The 23,228-nt window shown below is 73.8% G+C and carries 16 protein-coding genes; 9 read left to right on the top strand and 7 right to left on the bottom strand.

The features are described from left to right. Window positions 1-47: 47 nt before the first annotated feature. From ABD198_RS13675 to ABD198_RS13655, 5 genes are read right to left on the bottom strand one after another with little or no spacing between them, the layout of a single operon-like run. Entirely contained in the window at window positions 48-917 is an 870-nt protein-coding gene (locus ABD198_RS13675; RefSeq protein ID WP_344000823.1) for a 5-oxoprolinase subunit C family protein, read from the bottom strand. Then, window positions 914-1,588 carry a 5-oxoprolinase subunit B family protein gene (locus ABD198_RS13670; protein WP_344000821.1) on the bottom strand — a complete coding sequence of 225 codons (675 nt, stop codon included), beginning with the start codon at window positions 1,586-1,588 and terminating at the stop codon, window positions 914-916. Before ABD198_RS13670 ends, ABD198_RS13675 begins: the two co-directional genes overlap by 4 nt. Then, the gene (locus ABD198_RS13665) at window positions 1,585-2,343 is read right to left on the bottom strand and encodes a LamB/YcsF family protein (protein ID WP_344000819.1); all 759 of its coding nucleotides are present in this window, start codon (window positions 2,341-2,343) and stop codon (window positions 1,585-1,587) included. The genes ABD198_RS13670 and ABD198_RS13665 overlap by 4 nt, the downstream gene beginning before the upstream one ends. Window positions 2,344-2,364: 21 nt before the next feature. Continuing rightward, the gene (locus ABD198_RS13660; protein ID WP_344000817.1) at window positions 2,365-3,186 is read right to left on the bottom strand and encodes a putative hydro-lyase; all 822 of its coding nucleotides are present in this window, start codon (window positions 3,184-3,186) and stop codon (window positions 2,365-2,367) included. Beyond that, on the bottom strand, window positions 3,183-4,502 hold the full coding sequence (locus ABD198_RS13655) for an MFS transporter (protein ID WP_344000815.1): 1,320 nt from the start codon (window positions 4,500-4,502) through the stop codon (window positions 3,183-3,185). Before ABD198_RS13655 ends, ABD198_RS13660 begins: the two co-directional genes overlap by 4 nt. Window positions 4,503-4,648: 146 nt before the next feature. Here ABD198_RS13655 and ABD198_RS13650 point away from each other — a divergent pair, with 146 nt between their 5' ends. The 4 genes from ABD198_RS13650 to ABD198_RS13635 all read left to right on the top strand — a co-directional run bounded on the left by ABD198_RS13650 (window position 4,649) and on the right by ABD198_RS13635 (window position 12,879). Continuing rightward, the gene (locus tag ABD198_RS13650; protein WP_344000812.1) at window positions 4,649-5,353 is read left to right on the top strand and encodes a GntR family transcriptional regulator; all 705 of its coding nucleotides are present in this window, start codon (window positions 4,649-4,651) and stop codon (window positions 5,351-5,353) included. A gap of 261 nt (window positions 5,354-5,614) precedes the next feature. Next, window positions 5,615-7,126, top strand: a complete 1,512-nt coding sequence (locus ABD198_RS13645) for a hypothetical protein (protein ID WP_344000810.1) — start codon at window positions 5,615-5,617, stop codon at window positions 7,124-7,126. A gap of 103 nt (window positions 7,127-7,229) precedes the next feature. Then, window positions 7,230-8,111, top strand: coding sequence for a hypothetical protein (locus tag ABD198_RS13640; protein WP_344000808.1), 882 nt, complete (start codon window positions 7,230-7,232; stop codon window positions 8,109-8,111). Window positions 8,112-8,166: 55 nt separating this feature from the next. Further along, a complete protein-coding gene (locus ABD198_RS13635) occupies window positions 8,167-12,879 on the top strand; it encodes a hypothetical protein (protein ID WP_344000806.1) in 4,713 nt (1,570 codons plus the stop codon). Between the two features lie 67 nt (window positions 12,880-12,946). On the opposite strand, the gene ABD198_RS13630 is transcribed toward ABD198_RS13635, so the two are convergent. Together ABD198_RS13630 and ABD198_RS13625 are read right to left on the bottom strand one after the other, a co-directional pair. Next, on the bottom strand, window positions 12,947-13,717 hold the full coding sequence (locus ABD198_RS13630; RefSeq protein WP_344000805.1) for an IclR family transcriptional regulator: 771 nt from the start codon (window positions 13,715-13,717) through the stop codon (window positions 12,947-12,949). 182 nt (window positions 13,718-13,899) lie between these two features. After that, window positions 13,900-14,505, bottom strand: coding sequence for a hypothetical protein (locus ABD198_RS13625; protein WP_425580474.1), 606 nt, complete (start codon window positions 14,503-14,505; stop codon window positions 13,900-13,902). 416 nt (window positions 14,506-14,921) lie between these two features. Between ABD198_RS13625 and ABD198_RS13620 the strand changes: the two genes are divergently transcribed. From ABD198_RS13620 to ABD198_RS13600, 5 genes are read left to right on the top strand one after another with little or no spacing between them, the layout of a single operon-like run. Further along, window positions 14,922-17,993: a nitrate- and nitrite sensing domain-containing protein gene (locus ABD198_RS13620; RefSeq protein ID WP_344000801.1), complete on the top strand. Its 3,072-nt coding sequence runs from the start codon at window positions 14,922-14,924 to the stop codon at window positions 17,991-17,993. Next, window positions 17,990-18,424 (top strand): roadblock/LC7 domain-containing protein, encoded by a 435-nt coding sequence (locus ABD198_RS13615; protein WP_344000799.1) that lies wholly within the window; start codon window positions 17,990-17,992, stop codon window positions 18,422-18,424. The genes ABD198_RS13620 and ABD198_RS13615 overlap by 4 nt, the downstream gene beginning before the upstream one ends. Window positions 18,425-18,433: 9 nt before the next feature. Next, the gene (locus ABD198_RS13610; protein ID WP_344000797.1) at window positions 18,434-18,829 is read left to right on the top strand and encodes a DUF742 domain-containing protein; all 396 of its coding nucleotides are present in this window, start codon (window positions 18,434-18,436) and stop codon (window positions 18,827-18,829) included. A 24-nt stretch (window positions 18,830-18,853) separates the two neighbouring features. After that, window positions 18,854-22,561 carry a hydantoinase B/oxoprolinase family protein gene (locus ABD198_RS13605; RefSeq protein ID WP_344000795.1) on the top strand — a complete coding sequence of 1,236 codons (3,708 nt, stop codon included), beginning with the start codon at window positions 18,854-18,856 and terminating at the stop codon, window positions 22,559-22,561. Further along, complete coding sequence (locus ABD198_RS13600) at window positions 22,542-23,147, top strand: GTP-binding protein (protein ID WP_344000793.1); 606 nt, start codon at window positions 22,542-22,544, stop codon at window positions 23,145-23,147. Before ABD198_RS13605 ends, ABD198_RS13600 begins: the two co-directional genes overlap by 20 nt. Window positions 23,148-23,228: the final 81 nt, after the last annotated feature.

The raw sequence follows: 23,228 nt of genomic DNA, 5'->3' as shown, positions 1-23,228 counted from the left end.
GCCGACCGCGTGGCGCAGCAGACGTCGTGGGACCGATCACGTGCGGCTCAGCGGCGCCGGACTGCCACGAAGCGCACGGGTGTGCCCGGGCGGGCCTGGGCGGCGGCAGGGAGGTCGGTGGGGCGGACGACCGCGATCACCGGGTAGCCGCCGGTGGTCGGGTGGTCGGCCAGGAAGACCACCGGGGTGCCGTCCGGCGGCACCTGGACCGCGCCCAGCACCATGCCCTCGCTGGGCAGTTCACCGGTGCGCGCCCTCGGCAGGGCGGGGCCGGTGGTGCGCAGGCCGATGCGGTTGCTAGCCGGCGAGACGCGGTACGTGCGCGACGTGAAGGCGCGCACCGCCTCGGGGGTGAACCAGTCGTCGCGGGGGCCGAGCGTCACCCGGAGGACCAGTTCGGCCGGGGGCGCCGGCTGCGGGGCCGTGTCCACGGGGGCGGGCCGAGCCGGGCCGGTGCCCAGCGGGAGCAGCTCGCCGTCCGTGAGGGGCGCCGGGCCGAGGCCCGACAGCAGGTCGGTGGAGCGGCTGCCCAGCACCGGGTCGACGGCGATCCCGCCGGAGACGGCCACATAGGCGCGCACCCCGGAGACGGCCGAGCCGGCGTCCAGCAGTGCCCCGGCGGGTACGCGCACCGGAGCGCCCCAGGGGACCGGGCGGCCGTCCACGGTGACCGGGCAGGGCGCACCGGTGACCGCCACGGTCACGGACGAACGGGGCCGGACGGCGACGCCGTTGAGAGTCGTCTCCAGGACGGCCGCCTCCGGCGGGTTCCCGGCCAGCCGGTTGGCCAGGGCCGCCGCGGGCCCGTCCAGGGCGCCGGACCTGGGGACACCGAGATGGGCGTGCCCGGGACGGCCCAGATCCTGCACGGTGGTCAGCGCCCCGGCCCGTACGACGACGAGCGCACGGTCCGTCATGCCGCACCCGCCGTCCCGGCAGCGGCGCCCGCCGTCGCCTTCTCGTTCCGGTCCGACGCCGCCCCGACGGGCACGAAGCGCACGCGGGTGCCGGGTGACAGCAGGGCGGCCGGTGTGCGGGCGGGGTCCCACAGGGGCGCGTCCGTGGTGCCGATGAGCTGCCAGCCGCCGGGGGAGGGGCGCGGGTAGACCCCCGTGTACGGGCCCGCCAACGCCACCGCACCGGCCGGGACGGTGGTGCGCGGAGTCGACCGGCGGGGCACGTGGTAGCGGGGCGGAAGGCCTGTCAGATAGCCGAAGCCGGGGGCGAATCCGCAGAAGGCCACCTGGAACTCGGTGCCCGCGTGGATACGGGCGACCTCGGCCACGGGGACGCCCCAGTGCGCGGCCACGTCGGCCAGGTCGGGTCCGTCGTAGCGCACCGGGATCTCGACCGTCTCCGGTGCGCGCGGAGGGACGGGCGGGATGTCGGCGGCCGTCAGCTCGGCGGCGGTGCGCCGGGGGTCGGGCAGGCCGTCGAGCAGGACCGTACGCGCGGCCGGGACGATCTCGCCGACCCGCAGCGCCCCCTCCGCGCGGCGGCGCAGCAGTTCCGCGTGGAGCGCCTGCGCCTCCTCGCCCGAGGAGACCTCCACCAGCAGGGCGTCGTCGCCGACGGGCAGGACCTTCATGCGAAGGCCTCCACCCGCACCCCCGACGCCTCCAGCCGCTCCCGCAGCCGGCGTGCCAGGCCGACCGCGCCGGGCGTGTCGCCGTGCAGGCACAGCGACCGCGCCCGCACCTCGACCCGCCGCCCCGACAGCGCCTGGACCGAGCCGGAGCAGGCCAGTTCCACCGAGCGGGTCACCACCGCCTCCGGGTCGGTGATCACGGCGCCCTCCTCGTGGCGCGGCACCAGCGTGCCCTCGTCGGTGTAGGCGCGGTCCGCGAACGCCTCCGCGACCACCGGAAGTCCCGCCTTGCCCGCGACCTCCAGCAGCCGCGAGCCGGGCAGGCCGAGCACCGGCAGCTCCGGGCCGGCCAGGAACACCCCGCCCACCACGGCCTCGGCCTGCTCCACGTCGTGGACCACCCGGTTGTACAGCGCCCCGTGCGGCTTGACGTAGGCCACCTTGGAGCCGGCGGCGCGGGCGAACACCTCCAGCGCCCCGATCTGGTAGGCCACCTCGGCCGCCAGCTCGGCGGGCGGCACGTCCATCGAGCGCCGTCCGAAACCGGCGAGGTCGCGGTAGGAGACCTGGGCGCCGATCCGGACCCCGCGCTCCGCCGCCAGCTCGCACACCCGGCGCATGGTGACCGCGTCACCCGCGTGGAAGCCGCAGGCCACATTGGCACTCGTCACGACGGACAGCAGCCGTTCGTCGTCGGTGAGCCGCCAGCGGCCGAAGCCTTCGCCGAGGTCGGCGTTGAGATCGATCGAGGTCATGGATCCTTCGGGTCTCCTGGTTCAGGCCACGCGGTACTGATCGTCGCGGGCGTCGGTGAGGAACATGCGTCCCGGGGCGTGGGTGATGGCGAACGGCACACCCGAGGCCATCACCGCCGCCTGCGGGGTCACCCCGCAGGCCCAGAACACGGGGATGTCGTCGGGCTCGAGCTCCACCGGGTCGCCGAAGTCGGGCCGGCCCAGGTCGGCCACGCCGAGCGCCGAGGGGTCGCCGCAGTGCACCGGACCGCCGTGCACCGCCGGCATCACCCCGGTCTCCCGGATCGCCGCCGACAGATGCCGGGGCGGCACCGGCCGCATGGACACCACCATCGGCCCGCGCAGCCGCCCCGCCGGACGGCACTGCCAGCTCGTCACGTACATCGGCACGTTGCGGTTCTGCTCCAGGTGCCGCAGCGGGACGCCGGCCGCGGCCAGCGCCCACTCGAAGGTGAAGCTGCACCCGATCAGGAACGACACCAGGTCGTCGCGCCAGTGCGCTCGCACATCGGTCGGCTCGTCCACCAGCTCGCCGTGCTCCCACACCCGGTAGCGCGGCAGGTCGGTGCGCAGATCCGCGCCGTCGGCGAGCACCGTGGTGACCGACCCGGCGTCGGTGACGTCCAGCACCGGGCAGGGCCTGGGGTTGCGCTGGCAGAACAGCAGCATGTCGTACGCCCAGTCCGCCGGCACCGAGATGAGATTGGCCTGGGTGTGCCCGGCCGCGACACCGGCGGTGGGGCCGGTGAGCCCCTGACGGAAGCGGGCGCGGGCGGTGGCCGGGCGCCAGGCGTGCGCCTCCTCGTCGACGAGGGTCACCGGAGGCTCCTCGGTGCGGTTCACGCCAGCTCCTTCCCGCGGGTCTCCGGCAGTCCGAGCAGCGCCAGCGCCGCCAGCCCGTAGGCGACGGCACCGAACACCAGCGCCCCGCCCACGCCCCAGCTGTCCGCCAGGAAGCCGACGGTGGTGGGGAAGACGGCGCCCACCGCGCGTCCGGTGTTGTAGGTGAAGCCCTGGCCCGTGCCGCGCACCGCGGTCGGGTACAGCTCGCTCAAGTAGGAGCCGAAGCCGCTGAAGATGGCCGACATGCAGAAGCCGAGCGGGAATCCGAGGACCAGGACCAGGGATCCGGCGCCGCTCGGCAGGTTGGCGTAGGCCAGGATGCAGATGGCCGAGAGCAGCGCGAACAGCCAGATGTTGCGGCGGCGGCCCAGCCGGTCGGTGAGGTAGCCGCCGGTCAGATAGCCGGTGAAGGCGCCCGAGATGAGGAACGTGAGGTAGCCGCCGGTGCCGACGACCGACAGGCCGCGCTCGGTCTTGAGGTAGGTCGGCACCCAGGTGGCGAGGGTGTAGTAGCCGCCCTGCACACCCGTGGAGAGCAGCACCGCGAGGAGGGTGGTGCGCAGCAGGCCGGGGGAGCCGGGACGGTCCGGCCGGAAGATGACCCGGAACGAGCCCTTGTCCCGGCTCTGTTCGCGCGCGGCCGCCGCCGCGGGCGCGTCGTGCACGCTGCGCCGGACCCACACCACCAGCACCGCCGGCAGCGCGCCGGTCCAGAACATCACCCGCCAGGCGAGGTCCTCCTCGACGAAGGAGAAGACCATCGTGTAGACGACCACGGCGAGCGCCCAGCCGACGGCCCAGGAGCTCTGGATGGCGCCGAGGGTGCGGCCGCGGTGCTTGGCGGTGGCGTACTCGGCGACCAGGATCGCGCCGACCGCCCATTCGCCGCCGAAGCCCAGACCCTGCAGGGCCCGGAACACCAGCAGCGTCTCGTAGTTGGGCGCGAAGCCGCAGGCCACGGTGAACACCGCGTAGGTGGTGACCGTCAGCAGCAGTGCCTTCACCCGGCCGATCCGGTCCGCCAGCACGCCCGCGAGGGCGCCGCCGATCGCGGAGACGACCAGGGTGACGGTGGTGAGCAGGCCCGTCTGACCGCTGTTCAGGCCGAAGTAGGCCGACAGCGCGACCATCGTCAGCGGCAGCGTGAAGTAGTCGTAGGAGTCCAGGGCATAACCGCCGAACGCGCCGCCGAAGGCACGCCGGCCGCGCGGCCCGAGCGCCCGGAGCCAGCCGAACGCCCCGCTGTCGTCGGTGTGTTCGGCGGGGACGGGGCCTGGGGAGCCGGTGAGGGGACGGGGGGAAGGGGTCGTGCTCATGGGCACCTCGCAGGGGAGACGGAGGATGCGTGCGGGGAGGCGTGGGGGGAGGTGAGCCGTGCCGTGTCGAGCACCGTAGAGGATCGTTCAACGATCCTTCAATACCCACGTTGTCTTGTTCTTCGGTGTGCGGTTGAATTCCGGGCATGGCAGAGCAGCTGAGCCCCCTGGCCGACGACCGCGCCCTGCTGGGCCGCACCAGCACCGCCGAACGCGTCTCGGACATCCTCAGAAGCCGGATCGCCGAGGGGTTCTTCCCGCCCGGCACCCGGCTGTCGGAGGACAGCATCGGCGGGGCGCTCGGTGTGTCGCGCAACACACTCCGCGAGGCGTTCCGGCTGCTCACGCACGAGCGGCTGCTCGTCCACGAGCTGAACCGCGGGGTCTTCGTGCGGGTGCTGACCGTCGAGGACGTCGAGGACATCTACCGCACGCGCCGGCTCGTCGAGTGCGCCGTCGTCCGCGGCCTGGGCGAGCCGCCCCACGGGCTCGACGCGCTCGCGGGGGCGGTGGAGGAGGGCCGCCGGGCGGCGCGCGAAGGTGACTGGAAAGCGGTGGGTACGGCCAATATCCACTTCCACCGGGAGCTGGTCGCGCTGGCCGGCAGCGAGCGCACCGACGAGCTGATGCGCAGCGTCTTCGCCGAACTGCGGCTGGCCTTCCATCTGGTGGACGAGCCGCAGCGGCTGCACGAGCCGTACATCACGCGAAATGTCGCGATTCTCGAGGCCCTGCAGGCGGGGGAACTGGCCAAGGCCGAGGAACTGCTGGCGGGTTACCTCGACGATTCGCTGGAACGCGTCGTGGAGGTGTACCGGCGGCGGGTGGAGGAGCAGGACCCGGACGCCTGAACCGGGAGGCGGACCCGCATCCTTGAGCCGGACGCCGGAACGCGCGGCGCGGACGGCGGGACCGAAGGGGCGGATGTCACCCGCGCCCGGACGGCGGTCCGGAGGGGCGAACGGAACCCGCGCGGACGGCGGTCCGGAGAGGCGGATGGAACCCGCGCGCGGACGGCGGGTCCGGAGCGGCGGACGGCGGGGCCGGTCCGTGAGCCGGGTGCATCTGGGTCGTTTGGGATGTTGTCAGACCGAGGACCTAGTCTGTGCACCGTGACTTCGCCTGCAACGACGGACAGCGTTCCGCCCCAGCTCAGCGCGGGGCCGCGCCCGGCACCGGGCCCGGCCGCCGACGAGGGACTGGCGCGGCGGCTGCGCGCGCTCGCCTGCACCGCGCCGCTGCACGACCTGGACGCCCGCAAGGCCAATCTGGCCGGCGAGTACTCGGTGTACGGCATGGCGGAGATCGCCCTCGCGGCCATCGACCTGGTCACCCTGAACATGGACTTCGACACGGGCGCCGACCACGACCAGATCGTCGCCCGGCTGATCCCGCGCATCGCAGCCCAGGCCCCGCAGCGCCCCGCCGCCGAGCACGAGCGGGTGGCCCGCTGGGTCCTGGAGAACCTCATCAACGTCGGCAGCGTCGACCGCGGCTTCCGCGCCGTCTACGGCGTTTTCGGACCCGACGGCACCTATGTCCGGCGGGACTACGACTTCAAACTGATCGAGGAGGTGCCCGGCCCCGGCGGCGCGGTCTACCTGCGCACCACCGACGAAGCCGTCAACGTCCTCGTCGGCGCGCTGGACACCGATGTCACCAGCGCCCAGATCGCCGCCGAGGTCAAGCTGGAGGTGCTGATCAGCCGCGGCCGGCTCGCCGACGCCCAGCTCGCCGCCGAACAGGCCCGCTACCGCACCGTGCAGTACTCCGAGACGCTGCGCCGCGCCCTGGAGGCGACCCGGCGCAACGTACGGGCCGTCGACTGGCTCAACGCCGTGCCCGACATGATCGCCGAGGCGCTGGACCACGTGGCCGACCGGTACCGCCACGAGAACGCGATCCTCACCAACATCCGCAAGGCCCGCGACGAGACCGAGGACCCCGAGCACAAGCGCCGCGCCGCCGAGCTGGTGGACATCGTCAAGGACTGCATCCGGCGCCACACACAGCTGCAGTCCCGGCTGCTGGAGGCGGGCCCGCTGTTCCGCGCCGAGCAGGACCGGCAGGCCTTCGCCACGCCCGCCGCGGCCTCCGGCACCGACCTGTACGGCCAGCTCCTCGCGCCCTCGCTGCCGCTGCCGGTGGAGCAGGCCGTCCGGGTCACCGACGCCTTCTTCGCGCACGGCACCGGCCTGCGCACACCCGTGTCGGTCCGGGTCGCCGATCTCGTCGACATACTGCTCACCCCGCCCGTGGAGCGGGAGCACCTCGGCGCCGAGATGCCCGAGCCCGACCTGATCGCCACGCCCGACGACAGCCGCTTCAGCGAGGAGCAGCTGGCCGCGGCGACCGAACTGCTGGACCTTCCGGCGGACGCCCCGCGGCGGCTGTCGGGACTGCTGGCGCAGGCCCGACGCCAGGATCCCGAACTGCCCTACCTGGTGGCACTGCTGGCCGTGCACGCGGCCAGCCCCCCGGTGGGCACGGCCGTCCGGCAGGGCGAGCGCAGGCTGCTGTTCGCCGTCGACGACGGCACGGAGCTGGACGACCCGGAGTTCGGCGGCGCGGACCTCATCGTGGGGACCGCCCTGCTGGACGCGACCGGACCGGAGGCCGCGTGAAGGCGCCCGCCACGGGCCGCCGCCGGAGCGCCGGCGCCGGACCCACCGTGCCCGCCGAGGAAGCGGCCCTGCCGCCCGTAGCAGAGTTCGAGGAGTTGCCGTCGTGAACGAGCAGGCCGACTGGAGCGAGGAAGACGCTCCCGCACCGTCGGGGAGCGGTTCCGTCACGCCCGCCGACGCCGCCGACGCCGCGCGGCTCGTCGCCTTCGGGCTCCAGCCCAAGCTGCAGCCCGCCCGCGACCAGGAGTACGCGGACCTGCTGCGCCGCTACCGGGAGGACCCCTCCTTCGCCCGGATCGCGGACGCCGTGGCCACCGGGCTCGGACTGATCGTGCTGGAGGTGTCGCCGCGTGCCGGAATGGCCGTCACCGCCGCCGAGGACTCGGTGTTCGCCGTTCGGATGAGCGACTACGCGCGGCGGACCTCCGCCGACGGCGGCGACCGGTTCCTGCACGGACTGGCGCATCTCGCCGTCGCCGCCATGGCTTTCCCGCGCCCCGAGGACCTCGCCGACGACGGCTACATCGGCCGGGTCACCGTCAACGGCGTCGACGCCTTCGTCCGCCAGGCCTGCCGCCGGCTCGAGGAACGCGCGGCCGAGCAGGGCGAGAACACCGACCCGGTCAGCGACGCACCCGGGCTCGAGGCCGCCTGGCGGGTCTGGGCCAGACGCAGCGCCACCGGCGCCACCAAGGACGCCCGCCGGCTGGCCGGCTCCACCACCGGCATCGTCGCCAAGGCCGTCGGCTTCCTCACCGACTCCGGCTTCCTGCAGCGCACCGGCGACGACAACGGCGGCACCTACCGCACCACCGCCCGCTACCAGCTCCAGGTACGGGACATGGCCGGCAGCGCCGCCATGGCCGAACTGCTGGAGCTGGGCGTCGTACCGGTCACCGACGGCACACCGACCCTGCTCCCGCCCGAGGACGGGGACGATCTGGACTTGGTCGCCGACGCCGGCCTGCCGTTCCACTCGTCCTGATCCGTCCCACCACCGCCGAACACTCCCCGTCTCACCCAGCCTTACGAGAGCCGCCATGTACGAGCTGTCCCGGGTCCGTCTCTACTCCATCGGACCCGCCGGTGCGCGCTACGCCGACACCGTGCTTGACCTGCGGGGTGTGGGCGACCCCGTGCCCGACCCCGCGCCGACGCAGGCGGAGTTCTTCGAGGAGGAGCCCGTCGGCCCGCCGCGCCGGCCCGCGCCCGCCGGTGTGCTCTTCCTGGAGAACGGCGGCGGCAAGTCCGTCCTGCTCAAGCTGATCTTCTCGGTGATGCTGCCGGGCCACCGCAACACCCTCGGCGGCGCCAGCTCCGGAGTGCTGCGCAAGTTCCTGCTCGCCGACGACTGCGGCCATGTCGCCCTGGAGTGGCAGCATGTGCAGACCGGCGAGTGCGTCGTCGTCGGCAAGGTCAGCGAATGGCGGGGGCGGCAGGTCTCCAACGACCCGCGCAAGTTCGCCGAGGCCTGGTACTCCTTCCGGCCCGGCCCCGGACTCAGCCTGGACAACCTGCCGGTCGCCGAGTCGACCGCGGTACGGCCGCCCGCCGAGGGCCAGTCCGGCGCCCGCGGCAGGCGGCGCACCATGAAGGGCTTCCGGGACGCCCTCGTCGAGGCGGGCCGCACCTACCCGCATCTGGAGGTGCACTGGGAGGAGATCCACGAACGCTGGACCGAGCACCTCGGCGACCTCGGCCTCGACCCCGAACTCTTCCGCTACCAGCGGGAGATGAACGCCGACGAGGGCGAGGCGGCCGGACTCTTCGCGGTCAAGAAGGACTCCGACTTCACCGACCTGCTGCTGCGCGCGGTCACCGACACCCGCGACACCGACGGACTGGCCGACCTGGTCAGCGGCTTCGGCCACAAGCTGGGCCGGCGCGCCGAGCTGATCGCCGAACGGGACTTCACCGCCGGATCCGTCGACCTGCTCGGCCGGATCGTCGAGGCCGCCGACGCGCGGCAGCGCGCCCGGGAGATCCACGCCGGCGCCGAGCGCCGCACCCGCACCCTCGCCCGCCGGCTCTCCGCACGCGGCGCCCAGGAACGCCTGCGCGCCGCCGACCTCGCCCAGCGCGTCACCGCCGCCGCCTACGCGGTGACACACGCCGAGGCCGGCCGGGAACGCAGCGCCCTGATCGCCGCCGAACTCGCCTACCGGCACGCCTCCCTGGCCCTGGCCGCCGCCGAGAAGGCCGCCGCCGCGCAGAAGCGGGAACTCGCCGACGCGCGGACGCTGTACGCGGCCTGGCAGGCCGCCGAGGCCGTGCTGCGCCACCGCGCCGCCGCCGACCGCGTGGCCAGGGTCAGCGCCGCCATCCAGGAGGCCGAACGGGACGCGGCGCCCGCGCTGGCCGCCCGGGCCAGGGCCGCGACCGACCTGGTGCGCGCACTGCACGCCGCCGCGCAGAACGCGGAGAACCTCGCCAACGAGCAGGAGGAGCGCTCCGCCGCCCTCCAGGAGGTCAGCGACGCCGCCTACCGCGACTCCACCGCCGCCGCCACCGAGGCCCAGCGGGCCCGCAGCGAGATCGGGCACCTGCGGCAGCGGCTCGCCGAGGTGGAGCAGGAGACCGCCGAGGCCGTCCGCGCGGGCTGGCTGGACGACAGCGCCCCGGACGCCGACCCGGCCCGCGCCGCACTCGCCGCCATCGACGCCGAGAAGACCACCGTCGCCGCCTGGGACGCCGCTCGCGAGACGGCCCGCCGGACCGCCGAGCAGGCCCGCGAGGCGGCCGCCGCCGAGACCCGGGCGGAGCTGACGGCCGGCCACGACGCCGACGCCGCCACCGCCGCCCGGCGCGCCTACGAGGCCGAGTACCGCACCGCCCAGGCGCTGGCCGAGGAGGAACGCCTGGCGGAGCTGCTCAACCTGCCCGGCGCGCCCCGCCCCGGAGTACCGGCACAGCGCACCGACTCGCACGAGACGGCCGACCGCGCCGAGAACCGGCACGCGGCGGCACCCGGAACCGACGGCGCGGCACCGGCCCACTCCGCCGCGGCCGATCCGGGCAACGGGCCGCTCAGCGCCGAGGACCTCGACCGGTTCGCCGACGAGCTGCGCGAACTCCTCGACGACGCCGTCTCCTCCGCCGAACGGCAGCTGTTCGACCTGCGCACCGCCGCCGCCGACGACGCCCGGATCCTCGGCGCCCTCGGCGACGGAGGCCTGCTGCCGCCCGGACCGGACGTGCTCGCCACGGTCGAGTTCCTCGGCGAGCACGGCATCCCCGCACTGCCCGGCTGGCGCTACCTCGCCCAGGCCGTCGACCCCGCCGACCACGCCCGCGTGCTGGCCGCCCGGCCCGAGCTGGTCGACGGCGTCATCATCACCGACCCGGACTCGCACGCCCGCGCCCGCGAGGCACTCAGCGACGCCGCGCTGCTGCCCCGCTCCGCCGTCGCCGTGGGCACGGCCGCCGCACTGCTCGCACCCGCCCCCGCGGCGGACGCCGGCAGCGGCGACGTCTTTCTCGTCCCGCCGAACCCGGCCATGCACGACGAGCACGCCGCCGACGAGGAACGCCAGGCACTGCGCGCCCGCGCCGCCGAACGCGACGAGGAGATCCGCGCGCTGGCCGCACGGCTCGGCAAGGACCGCGAACTGGCCGCACGGCTCGCCTCCTGGCGCACCGCCTGCCCCGCCGGCCGGCTCACCGAACTGGCCCGCGCCGCGCACGACGCCCGCGTCTTCGCCGAGGAGGCCGAGGCCGAGCTGGCCGAGGCGCGCACGCTCCGCGCGGAGACCGACGAGGCCGCCGCCGAGGCGGGCCGCGTCCGCGACGAACGGCAGGAGGCCGCACAGAAGGCCCGGCGCGCCGCCGACGCCCTCGCCGGGCTCGCCTTCCGGCTGCGCGAACGCGCCGGCTGGCAGGCCCGGGTGCGGGAACTTGCCGACGAGGCCGCCGAGGCCGAGGCCCGCGCCCAGGAGTGCCTGGAGCGCGCCCGCGCCGCCGACGAGGACCGCCGCGCCGCCCAGCGGGCCGCCGACGACGCCCGCCGCACCGCCCGGGCCCTGCGCGCCGAGCGCTCCGAGATCGCGGGCGCCCCCGACGACGTGCCCGAGGACGACGCCGACAACGCGCAGGCCCCCCAGGCGTCACTGCCCGCGCTGCGCGAGGCCTACCGGGCGGCCTCCCAGGTCTACGAGAAGGTCGGCGTCGGCGCCGACCTGCGCGCCGAGCAGGCCCGCGCGGAGAGCGACGAGAGCGCGGCCCGCGCGGAGCTGGACCGGCTCAGCAACAAGGTCCGCACCCGCGCCGAGCAGCTCCTCGAATCGCCCGACGGCGCCGACGGCCCCAGCCGGCAGGCCGCCGCCGCCCGCGCCGAGGAACTGGTGCAGCTCCTGGAGTCCCGCGCCTCCAGCGCCAGCGAGCAGCTCGGACGGCTGCGCGGCGAGGCCGAGCGGCTCGCCCCCGAGGAGGGGGAGGCGCACACCGAGCTGCCGGACGAGCTGGTTCCGCGCGACGCCGAGCACGCCCAGGCCCTGCTGCGCACCGCCACCGCCGAACTCGCCTCCCGTACCGAGGCCCTGCAGCAGGCCCGCGAGACGCACGCCGAACTCCTCGAGGCCCACCGGGCCGCCGAGGACGCGGCCGGCGCCTTCGACGAGATCGCCGCCCTGCTCCGCGACCTGCTGCGCGACAACGCCGCCGAGGAGGAGCAGGACGAGCCCGAGCCGTACCCGGGCAGCCTGGAGGACGCCCGGCAGGCCGCCGCCGAGGCCCGCCGTTCGCTGCGCGGCTGCGCCGCCGACCTGTCGGCCGCCGAGTCCGCGGTCCGGGAGGCTTGCGACGTGCTGGTCCGGCACGCCAACTCCACCCGCTTCGAACAGGTCCGCACCCCCGCCCGGCAGCAGATCCGCGAGCTGCCCGCCTCCGCGCTGCCCGAGCACGCCCGGCGCTGGGCGGAGGCCTTCGCGCCCCGGCTGCGGGTCCTCACCGACGAGCTGGAGCAGCTGGAACGCAACCGCGACTCGATCGTGGACCGGCTCCGGGGCCTCGTCGAGTCCGCCCTGGCGACGCTGCGCTCCGCCCAGCGCCTGTCCCGCCTGCCCGAGGGACTGGGCGAGTGGTCGGGGCAGGAGTTCCTGCGCATCCGCTTCGAGGAGCCCGACCAGGCCACCCTCACCGAACGCCTCGGCGAGGTCATCGACGAGGCGACCCGCGCCGCCGTGAAGAAGAACTCCGACCTGCGGCGCGACGGCATGTCCCTGCTGCTGCGCGGAGTGGCGGCCGCCCTCCAGCCGAAGGGCGTCGCCGTCGAGATCCTCAAGCCCGACGCGGTCCTGCGCGCCGAACGCGTCCCCGTCGGCCAGATGGGCGACGTGTTCTCCGGCGGTCAGCTCCTCACCGCGGCGATCGCCCTGTACTGCACCATGGCCGCGCTGCGCTCCAACGACCGCGGGCGCGACCGGCACCGGCACGCCGGGACGCTGTTCCTCGACAACCCCATCGGACGGGCCAACGCGACCTATCTGCTGGAGCTTCAGCGGGCCGTCGCGGACGCGCTCGGTGTGCAGCTGCTGTACACGACGGGGCTCTTCGACACCACCGCGCTCGCGGAGTTCCCGCTGGTCATCCGGCTGCGCAACGATGCCGACCTGAGGGCCGGGCTGAAGTACATCAGCGTGGAGGAGCATCTGCGGCCTGGGCTGCCCCAGCAGCCGCAGGCGGGGGAGGCCGTGCACAGCGAGATCACGGCCACCCGGATGTTCCGGCGCCCGGCGCCGGCAGGACCGCAGGGATAGCCACTCAGGCGCCCGGCACGGCCGCAGGGATGGTCACCGTAGGGCTTCTGGCTGGTCGTCAGGCCGGTCAGAAGCCGTACCCCATACGGCGGGACAGCTCGGCCGCCGCCTCCACCGTCCGCCCACCCAGCTCGGGCAGGCGTGCCTCGCTCAGCCGGTACACCGGCCCCGAGACACTGATCGCGGCGATGACCTCCCCGTCGTGCGAGCGGACCGGCGCCGCCACGGCCGCAAGCCCCAGCTCCAGCTCCTCCAGCGTCGACCCGTAGCCGCGCCGCAGGGCCTGCTCCAGCTCACCCCGCAGCACCTCCGCCCGGGTGATCGTGCGCTCCGTGAACCGCTCGAGCGGGCGGGCGAGCTGCTCCTCCCGCAGTTCGGGCGGCAGGTGAGCCAGCAGCACCTTGCCGCTGGCCGTGGCGTGCAGGGGAGTCCGGCGGCCCAGCCAGTTCTGCGCGGTGACCGCCGCCGTGCCACGGGCCTGCATGATGTTGACGGCCGCGTCGCCGTCCAGCACCGCGAGGTTCACCGTCTCACCCAGCTCGTCGGCCAGCTCCCGGCAGACCGGTACGCCCTCCTGGGAGATGTCCAGCCGCAGGGCCGCCGCTCCGGCGAGGCGCAGCACCCCCGCACCCAGGTAGTACTTGCCGCGGTCCTTGGCCTGGGCCACCAGGCCGCGGTTCTCCAGGGCACCCAGCAGCCGGAAGGCCGTGGACTTGTGCACGCCCAGCTCGTCCGCGATCTCGGTGACGCCGGCCTCGCCGCGCCGGGCCAGGATCTCCAGCACGCTGACCGCACGGTCCACGGACTGCACGGCGTTCGCCGCGCCCTTGGCCTGCATGGCTCGCCCCTCACCACCTGCCGGCCCGGTCCTGGCCTCGTCTCCGGGAACCGCGTGACGCGACCTCGCCCCGCCGGTTCTGTTGCACATCACGCATCAGTGTGCGCCATCCGAAGCGACAGCAAGCAACAGTACCGGGGTGGCGGGAAGCCGGCAGAAGAGCGGAAGCCGGGCCGCAGCCGTTACGAGTGGGAGAGCTGGCCCGCTCCGCCGCCCCGGCGTATTCGGCCCCGCGCCCGCTCGGCGGCGCGCTCCTGACGACGCGCCCGGCGCCGCTCGCGCCGCAGCGCACGCGCCGTGCTGCTCGGCTCGGACACCACGCCGTGGCGCTGGTTCCACACCTGGCGCGTCACCCAGACGTCCAGGACCGCCCAGGTCGCCACGATCGTGCTCACCATACTGCTGAGCACCATCGGGAACGCCAGCCACGACCCGGCCAAGGTGCACAGGAACGCCACCATGGCCTGAATCAGTGTCACCGCGATGATGAGGACCGCCCGCACCGCCGCCGTCCGCACCGGGTCGGGCAGCCGGCGCCGGCGCGCGGGCTCCTCGACCCACAGTGGCCGGTAGTAGTAGGCCTGCTCGCGGGCGCCCGTGAGCACGTTCCCGTCCGGCTGTCCGGTCTCGCCGCCCGGCATCCCCTCGTCCCGCCGGGCGTCGTCACCAGCAACCTTCACCCGCTCCGCTGGGGCAGCGCCCCGGCTCGGCTCCTCGGTGCGCGATCGCGTCGTCACCTGCGTCGCCGCGGCGTCCTCGGGCGCCGTGCGCCGCTCAGCCGTGCCCATCACCGTGTCACTCCCCACCGCCGGCAGACCTTCACCCGGGTCCGGAAGACCCGACTCCCCTCTGGCTGCCCGGCTTGCGCTGTTTTACGCCGTCCCGGTGCGTGATTCGGCTCCTGTGACCGATTCCGCCGCCATGTCTCACAGAGAAGGACGAACGGTGCGACGTGAAGATTCCCAGCCGCGGAATTTTTCGGCCAACCGTCACCGCACCGCCAAGCCACCGCGTGACCTGCCGCGCAAGACGCCGGGAGACAATCTCCCGCAATGCCCGGACAACTCCGTATGTCTCGCCTCCCCCGCGCCAGTTCGTGCTCCGGACGGCTCTTCGAGTTAACTGTGGCTCGGTAGTAGGCTCGCGCCGTTTGTTGACGCACACGTGTACCCCCGGCCGGCCGGGGGCCGAGCTGGGGGAGGCCATGCGCTTTCGCGGGAAGTCCATCCGCCGGAAGATCGTGGCGTTGCTGCTCGTGCCTTTGGTGTCGCTGACGACCATCTGGGCCTTCACCACAGTGCTCACCGGCCGCGAGGCGAGCCACCTGTTCGACGTGTCCTCGGTGATGGAGAAGGTCGGCTACCCCGTCGAGGACACCGTCCGCGTCCTGCAGCAGGAGCGCCGCCAGACGCTGGTCTACCTCGCCGACCCCCGCGCCTCCGACGGGCTCGCCGCGCTGCGCCGCAGCCGGGTCGCCACCGACAAGGCCGTCGGCAAGGTCCGGGCCAACGCCTCGGATCCGGACGTGCGCGAGGCGCTCGCCGGGGACACCGCCGAACTGGCCGCGGTTCTCGACTCGTTCGGCGGCATCGATTCCCTGCGGCGCAGTGTCGAGGACGGCACCGTCAACCGCTCGCAGGCCCTCGACCTCTACAACAAGCTGGTCGACCCCTGCTACGCCCTGCTCGCCCATCTGCATGTGGTCGACGAGGTGGCCCTGGACAAGCAGTACCGGGCGCTGGTCAATCTCGCCCGAGCCCGCGAACTCCTCTCCCGTGAGGACGCCCTGCTCGGCTCCGCGCTGATCGTCGGCAGGCTGTCCGCGGCCGAGGTCCGCGACGTCTCCGATCTCATGGCGCAGCGGACCATGCTGTACGACGTCGCCCTGCCCGAACTGCCCGCCTCGGAACGCGAACGCTACGAGGCCTTCTGGAAGAACGCCGCCTCCGCTCCGCTGCGCGTGGGCGAGGAGGCCGTGGTCTCCTCCGGCGCCGGCGTGCCGCGCGGGGTCACCGCCCAGAGCTGGGACACCGCCGCCGGCAAGGTCCTCTCCGAGCTCGGCACGCTCAACGACCAGGCCTCCGACCGCTATCAGGACCGCGTCCGCCCGGTCGCCATGGGCGTCATCACCCAGGCCGTCGTCGCCGGTGTGCTCGGTCTGATCGCCCTGCTGCTGTCCCTGTTCCTCTCCGTGCGCATCGGCCGAGGCCTCATCCGCGACCTGCGCCAGCTGCGCATGGAGGCCCACGAGGCGTCCGGGGTGCGGCTGCCCAGCGTGATGCGCCGCCTGTCCGCCGGCGAACAGGTCGACGTGGAGACCGAGGTCCCGCGCCTTGAGTACGACAAGAACGAGCTGGGCGAGGTCGGCCAGGCCCTCAACACCCTGCAGCGCGCCGCGGTGGAGGCCGCCGTCAAGCAGGCCGAACTGCGCGCCGGGGTCTCCGAGGTCTTCGTCAACCTCGCTCGCCGCAGCCAGGTGCTGCTGCACAAGCAGCTCACCCTGCTCGACGCCATGGAGCGCAGGACCGAGGACACCCAGGAACTCGCCGACCTGTTCCGTCTGGACCATCTGACCACCCGGATGCGCCGCCACGCCGAGGGCCTGGTGATCCTCTCCGGCGCCGCACCCTCCCGCCAGTGGCGCAAGCACGTCCAGCTCATGGACGTCGTCCGCGCCGCCGTCGCCGAGGTCGAGGACTACGAGCGCATCGAGGTGCGGCGGCTGCCACGGGTCGCCGTCACCGGGCCCGCGGTCGCCGACCTCACCCACCTGGTGGCGGAACTCCTGGAGAACGCCACCGTGTTCTCCCCGCCGCACACCGCCGTCCAGGTCCTCGGCGAGCGCGTCGCCAACGGCTTCACCCTGGAGATCCACGACCGCGGCCTCGGCATGACGGCCGAGGCACTCCTGGACGCCAACCTGCGGCTCGCGGAGACCCCGGAGTTCGAACTGTCCGACACCGACCGGCTCGGCCTGTTCGTGGTCAGCCGGCTCGCCCAGCGGCAGAACGTCCGGGTGTCCCTGCAGCCGTCCCCCTACGGCGGGACCACCGCGGTCGTCTTCATCCCGGACGCGCTGCTGACGGACGACGTCCCGGACACCAACGGCGTCGGCTTCCGTCTCGACCGGCCCCGGCTCACCAAGGACGGGAAGCCGGAGGAGAGCCGCCGCGCCGCGCTCTCCCAGGTGCCCGTCCAGCTGCCGGGGCTGCCCGCCTCCCTCCTGAACGGCCCGGTGGAGCTGGAGGCCCCCGTCGACCTGGACGCGCTCGACGACCTCGACGGCGTGCTCGGCGACGACGACAGCGCCGGCGGGGGCCTGTTCCGCACGCACCGGTCGCGCCCCGAGGACGAGCTTCCCGGCCGCCGCCGCGAGCCGCAGCCCCCAGGGTCCGGCCCGCGCGACGCGGGGGACACCGCCGACGACGAGGTGCCCGCCCTGGTGCCGCTGCCCCGGCGCGGCACACCGAAGCTGGTCAGCTCCCACGGGCGGCCGGTCCCCGACGAGCGGACCCGGCGCGGGCGCGACGAGGAGGAGACCACCGGATCCTCCGCACACACCGATCTGGAACCCGCGCCGCCGCTCGCCGCCCGGCGCCGGAGCGACCGGCGCGGCCAGGGCTGGGGCACCGGACGTCCGGGCGGCCCGGAGCCCGTCTCCCCGGCCCCGTCCGGCACCGACCGCCCCGCGTCCGGCGAGGGAGAGGCGGACGGAGACGTACCGCCGCCGCTGCCTTCGCGCCGCCGGGGAGCCACCGGAGCGGGACCGCGGGCGGTCGAACCGCCCGCACCCACCGCGTCCCGACGCGACTCCGACGGGCCCGCACCTCTTCCCGGCCTGCCCCGGCGCAACCGCCGCCGCACGGACGAGCCGGACGACCCGGACACCGTCCCGACGACACGCAACGCCCCCACCACGGCACCGGACGCCACCACCGCACCGGCCGCCCCGGGGACGGGCGACGCCGCGACGGACCCCGGCCGCCACCGGCCCGGCGCGGACACCGGGCGACCGGACGCCCCGGAGGCCGGAACCGAACGGCTCGCGGCACTGCCCCGGCGCGTACGGCAGGCCAGCCTCGCCCCACAGCTCAAACACAGCGCCCCACGCAACGACGAGACCGCGCAGCCCGTCGAACGGGATGCGGAGGAAGTGCGCAGCCGCATGGCCTCGCTGCAGCGCGGCTGGCAGCGCGGCCGCGCAGAGAACGCCGCCGCCGAGGACTCCGGCAGCGGCACGGCACAACGACGAACGACTAAGGGGGACGGTCGATGACCGCACCGAAGGCCACCGGCCACACCGCGACCGACAAGCGGGAGCTGAACTGGCTCCTCGACGACCTGGTGGACCGCGTCGCCAGCATCCGCAAGGCCATCGTGCTCTCCAGCGACGGTCTGCCCACGGGAGTCTCCAAGGACCTGACCCGGGAGGACAGCGAGCATCTGGCGGCCGTCGCCTCCGGCTTCCACAGCCTCGCCAAGGGCGTGGGCCGCCACTTCGAGGCCGGCAACGTACGCCAGACCGTCGTCGAGCTCGACGAGGCGTTCCTGTTCGTCACCGCCGCCGGCGACGGCAGCTGCCTCGCCGTCCTCGCGGACGCCGACTCGGACGTCGGCCAGGTCGCCTACGAGATGACGCTGCTCGTGAAGCGGGTCGGCGCACATCTGGGTGCCGCTCCGCGCACCGATCCGCCCTCCGGCGGGTAGTGAGATGACATGAGCGCTGACGGTCAGGGAAGAAGCCACTGGTTCGACGACGAGGCCGGACCGGTCGTCCGTCCGTACGCCATGACGCGCGGCCGCACCACCAGTGCGGCCCAGCACCGCCTCGATCTGATCGCGGTGGTCGTCACCGAACCGGACGCGGACGACCCGGAGACGGACCCGACGCTCGCCCCCGAGCACGTGGAGATCGTCGAGCTGTGCCGCCGCACCCCGCAGACGGTCGCCGAACTCTCCGCCGAGCTCGATCTGCCGGTCGGCGTGGTGCGCGTCCTCGTCGGAGATCTGGTGGACACCGAATTCGTCCATGTGAACCGGCCGGTACCCCCGGCCGAGCTGCCGGACGAGAGTATTCTGCGCGACGTGATCAACGGCCTCCGGGCACTGTGACCGGCGCGGAAGCGGGGTAGTGGCATGGCAGGCTGGCAGTTCTGGGTCGACCGGGGCGGCACCTTCACCGACATCGTCGCGCGGCGCCCCGACGGACGGCTGCTCACCCACAAACTGCTGTCGGACAACCCGAGCCGGTACGCCGACGCCGCCGTCGCCGGCGTCCGCGCCCTGCTCGGCGACTCCGGCGGCCCGGACGGGACCGACGGGAGCGACGAAACCGGCAGCATCGATCACATCGACAGCATCGACCGCATCGACAGCATTGTCGATGTCGTCCGCATGGGCACCACCGTCGCCACCAACGCGCTGCTGGAGCGCAAGGGCGAACGCACCCTGCTGGTCATCACCCGTGGCTTCCGCGACGCGCTGCGCATCGGCTACCAGAACCGCCCGGCCATCTTCGCCCGCCGCATCGAGCTGCCCGAGCAGCTCTACGAGCGGGTCGTCGAGGTCGACGAACGCATCGCCCCCGACGGCACCGTGCTGCGCGCGCCGGACCTGGACGCCCTCGCCGGGCCGCTGCGGCAGGCGTACGACGACGGCATCCGCGCCATCGCCGTGGTCTGCCTGCACAGCCACCTCCACCCCGCCCACGAGCAGGCCATCGGCGAACTCGCCGCCCGCATCGGCTTCCCGCAGATCTCGCTGTCCAGCGAGGTCAGCCCGCTGATGAAACTCGTCCCGCGCGGCGACACCGCGGTCGTCGACGCCTACCTCTCGCCGGTGCTGCGCCGCTATGTCCGGCGCGTCGCCGACGAGCTCCGGGGCGTGCGGCTGATGTTCATGCAGTCCAACGGCGGACTCGCGGAGGCCGGGCAGTTCCGCGGGAAGGACGCCATCCTCTCCGGCCCGGCCGGCGGGATCGTCGGCATGGCCCGCCTGTCGCAGCTGGCCGGCTTCGACCGCGTCATCGGCTTCGACATGGGCGGCACCTCCACCGACGTGTCCCACTTCGCCGGCGAGTACGAACGCGTCTTCAACACCCAGATCGCCGGCGTCAGGCTGCGCGCCCCGATGCTGGACATCCACACCGTCGCCGCCGGCGGCGGCTCCGTCCTCCACTTCGACGGGTCCCGCTACCGGGTCGGGCCCGACTCGGCCGGCGCGGACCCCGGCCCCGCCTGCTACCGCAACGGCGGCCCGCTCGCCCTCACCGACGCCAACGTCATGCTCGGCCGCATCCAGGCCGGCCACTTCCCGAAGGTGTTCGGACCCGACGGCGACCAGCCCCTGGACACCGACCTGGTCCGCGAACGCTTCACCGCCCTCGCCCGCGAGATCCGCGAGCAGACCGGCGACGACCGCACCCCCGAGCAGGTCGCCGAGGGCTATCTGCAGATCGCCGTCGCCAACATCGCGGCCGCGGTGAAGCGGATCTCGGTCCAGAAGGGCCACGACATCACCCGCTACGCGCTCACCACCTTCGGCGGCGCCGGAGGGCAGCACGCCTGCATGGTCGCCGACTCCCTCGGCATCCGCACCGTCCTGGTGCCGCCCATGGCCGGCGTGCTCTCCGCCCTCGGCATCGGCCTCGCCGACACCACCGCCATGCGGGAGCAGTCCGTCGAGGCTCCCCTGGAAGCCGACGCCATGCCCGGCGTGCACAAGACCGCCGACGCCCTCGAGGCCGCCGCCCGTGACGAACTCCTCGCCGAGGACGTCCCCGCCGACCGCATCGAGGTCACCCGCCGCGCCCAGCTCCGCTACGACGGCACCGACACCACCCTCACCGTCGAACTCACCGACCCGGACACGATGCGGCGGGCCTTCGAGGAACGTCATCGCGCCACATACTCCTTCACCCTCGACCGCCCGATCGTCGTCGAGGCCCTCTCCGTCGAAGCCACCGGCATCACCGATCCACCCGATCTCTCCGCCCTGTCCACCTGCACGGGCCGTCCCGCCGAACCCGTCACCGTCCGCCTGCACACCGGCGGAGCCTGGCGCGACGTACCCCTCCACCGCCGCGAGGACCTCCCTCCCGGCCAGACCGTCACCGGGCCCGCGATCATCGCCGAGGACGGATCCACGACCGTCGTCGACGACGGCTGGCGGGCCGCGACGACCCGGGACGGGCATCTGGTCATGGAACGCGTGGCGGTCACGCAGAGTTCCGAACTCGACACGGACGTCGATCCGGTCCTCCTCGAGATCTTCAACAACCTCTTCATGTCCATCGCCGAACAGATGGGCGCCCGGCTGGAGTCCACCGCGCAGTCCGTCAACATCAAGGAGCGCCTGGACTTCTCCTGCGCGCTCTTCGACCCCGACGGAAACCTGGTGGCCAACGCCCCGCACATCCCCGTCCACCTGGGCTCGATGGGCACCAGCGTCAAGGAGGTCATCCGCCGCCGCGGCTCGTCCATGCGCCCCGGCGACACCTACGCGGTGAACGACCCGTACCACGGCGGCACCCACCTGCCCGACGTCACCGTGATCACCCCGGTCTTCGGCGCCGCCCCCGACGGCGGCACGGAGAGTGACCGGAAGGTCCTCTTCTACGTCGCCTCCCGCGGCCACCACGCCGAGATCGGCGGCATCGCCCCCGGCTCCATGCCCGCGAACAGCCGCACCATCGAGGAGGAGGGCATCCTCTTCGACAACTGGCTGCTCGCCGAGAGCGGCCGCTTCCGCGAGGAGGAGACCTTCCGCCTCCTCACCGAGGCGCCCTACCCCTCACGCAATCCCGCGACCAACCTCGCCGACCTGCGTGCCCAGATCGCCGCCAACCAGAAGGGCGTCGACGAGGTCGGCCGCATGATCGAGCACTTCGGCCTCGACGTCGTCCAGGCCTATATGAAGCACGTCCAGGACAACGCCGAGGAGGCCGTCCGGCGCGTCATCGACGCCCTCGACGACGGCGAGTACGCCTACGAGACCGACTCCGGCGCCGTCATCCGCGTCCGGGTCCGCGTGGACCGGGAGAACCGCAGCGCCACCATCGACTTCACCGGCACCTCCCCGCAGCTGGCCACCAACTTCAACGCACCGTTCTCCGTCGTCAACGCGGCCGTGCTGTACGTCTTCCGCACCCTGGTCGCCGACGACATCCCGCTCAACGACGGCTGCCTGCGCCCCCTGCGGATCATCGTGGCGCCCGGCTCCATGCTGGCGCCCCGCCCGCCGGCCGCGGTCGTCGCGGGCAACGTGGAGACCTCCCAGGCCGTCACCGGCGCCCTCTACGCGGCGCTCGGCGTCCAGGCCGAGGGCTCCGGCACCATGAACAACGTCACCTTCGGCAACGCCCGCCACCAGTACTACGAGACCGTCGCCTCCGGCTCCGGCGCGGGCGACGGCTTCCACGGCGCCCCCGTCGTGCAGACCCACATGACCAACTCCCGGCTCACCGACCCCGAGGTCCTGGAGTGGCGGCTGCCCGTCCGGCTCGAGGAGTTCTCGGAGCGCCGGGGCAGCGGCGGCGCCGGACGCTGGCGCGGCGGCGACGGGGCGGTGCGCCGCATCCGGTTCCTGGAGCCCATGACCGTCTCCACCCTGTCCCAGCACCGCAGGGTCCCGCCCTACGGCATGGCCGGCGGCGAACCCGGCGCGCTCGGCGCCAACCGGATCCACCGGGCGGACGGCACCGTCACCGAACTCGCCGGAAGCGACTCGGCCGACGTCCGCCCCGGCGACGTACTCGTCATCGAAACCCCCGGCGGCGGGGGATACGGCCCGCCGCCCGACCCCCATCACGCAGGAGAAGAGATCGATGATCTTCGGGCGTTCTGAGCGTGGCAAGCCCCCGGTCGAGCCCGTCACGCTCAAGATCCTGGTGGCCGGCGGCTTCGGCGTGGGCAAGACCACGCTGGTCGGAGCGGTCAGCGAGATCAGGCCGCTGCGCACCGAGGAACTGCTCACCGAGGCGGGGCGCCCGGTCGACGACCTCAGCGGTGTGGAGGCCAAGCACACCACCACCGTCGCCATGGACTTCGGACGCATCACCCTGCGCGAGGACCTGGTGCTGTATCTCTTCGGCACGCCCGGCCAGGAGCGCTTCTGGTTCATGTGGGACGAGCTGTCCGAGGGCGCCCTGGGCGCCGTCGTGCTCGCCGACACCCGGCGCCTTCAGGACTGCTTCGCCGCCGTCGACTACTTCGAACGGCGGGCCATACCCTTCCTGGTCGGCGTCAACTGCTTCGACGGAGCCCCGCGGTACCCAGTGGAGGACGTCCGGCAGGCCATCGACCTCGACGACCATGTGCCCCTGCTGCTGTGCGACGCCCGGGACCGCGAGTCGGTCAAGGAGGTCCTCATCGGCGTCGTCGAGCACGCCATGCGGCAGGCGGCACAGCGCCGCGAGGCGCTCACCACCTGAACGGCACCGCCACCTGAACGGCACCGCCACCTAGGCACCGCCACCTGAACGGCACCGCGCCGCGGGCCTCCGTGCCCGCGG

Origin of the sequence: Streptomyces thermocarboxydovorans (genome assembly GCF_039524635.1) — a bacterium.
GTDB classification, from domain to species: domain Bacteria; phylum Actinomycetota; class Actinomycetes; order Streptomycetales; family Streptomycetaceae; genus Streptomyces; species Streptomyces thermocarboxydovorans.
Note: the sequence above shows the minus strand (reverse complement) of the source record. Positions and strands in the feature narration are given on the sequence as shown.

Bases quoted from the DNA above. Each gene is read 5' to 3' on its own strand.
- ABD198_RS13675 (WP_344000823.1), bottom strand. From the start codon at position 917: ATGACGGACCGTGCGCTCGTCGTCGTACGGGCCGGGGCGCTGACCACC.
- ABD198_RS13670 (WP_344000821.1), bottom strand. From the start codon at position 1,588: ATGAAGGTCCTGCCCGTCGGCGACGACGCCCTGCTGGTGGAGGTCTCC.
- ABD198_RS13665 (WP_344000819.1), bottom strand. From the start codon at position 2,343: ATGACCTCGATCGATCTCAACGCCGACCTCGGCGAAGGCTTCGGCCGC.
- ABD198_RS13655 (WP_344000815.1), bottom strand. From the start codon at position 4,502: ATGAGCACGACCCCTTCCCCCCGTCCCCTCACCGGCTCCCCAGGCCCC.
- ABD198_RS13650 (WP_344000812.1), top strand. From the start codon at position 4,649: ATGGCAGAGCAGCTGAGCCCCCTGGCCGACGACCGCGCCCTGCTGGGC.
- ABD198_RS13635 (WP_344000806.1), top strand. From the start codon at position 8,167: ATGTACGAGCTGTCCCGGGTCCGTCTCTACTCCATCGGACCCGCCGGT.
- ABD198_RS13630 (WP_344000805.1), bottom strand. From the start codon at position 13,717: ATGCAGGCCAAGGGCGCGGCGAACGCCGTGCAGTCCGTGGACCGTGCG.
- ABD198_RS13625 (WP_425580474.1), bottom strand. From the start codon at position 14,505: ATGGGCACGGCTGAGCGGCGCACGGCGCCCGAGGACGCCGCGGCGACG.
- ABD198_RS13620 (WP_344000801.1), top strand. From the start codon at position 14,922: ATGCGCTTTCGCGGGAAGTCCATCCGCCGGAAGATCGTGGCGTTGCTG.
- ABD198_RS13615 (WP_344000799.1), top strand. From the start codon at position 17,990: ATGACCGCACCGAAGGCCACCGGCCACACCGCGACCGACAAGCGGGAG.
- ABD198_RS13610 (WP_344000797.1), top strand. From the start codon at position 18,434: ATGAGCGCTGACGGTCAGGGAAGAAGCCACTGGTTCGACGACGAGGCC.
- ABD198_RS13605 (WP_344000795.1), top strand. From the start codon at position 18,854: ATGGCAGGCTGGCAGTTCTGGGTCGACCGGGGCGGCACCTTCACCGAC.
- ABD198_RS13600 (WP_344000793.1), top strand. From the start codon at position 22,542: ATGATCTTCGGGCGTTCTGAGCGTGGCAAGCCCCCGGTCGAGCCCGTC.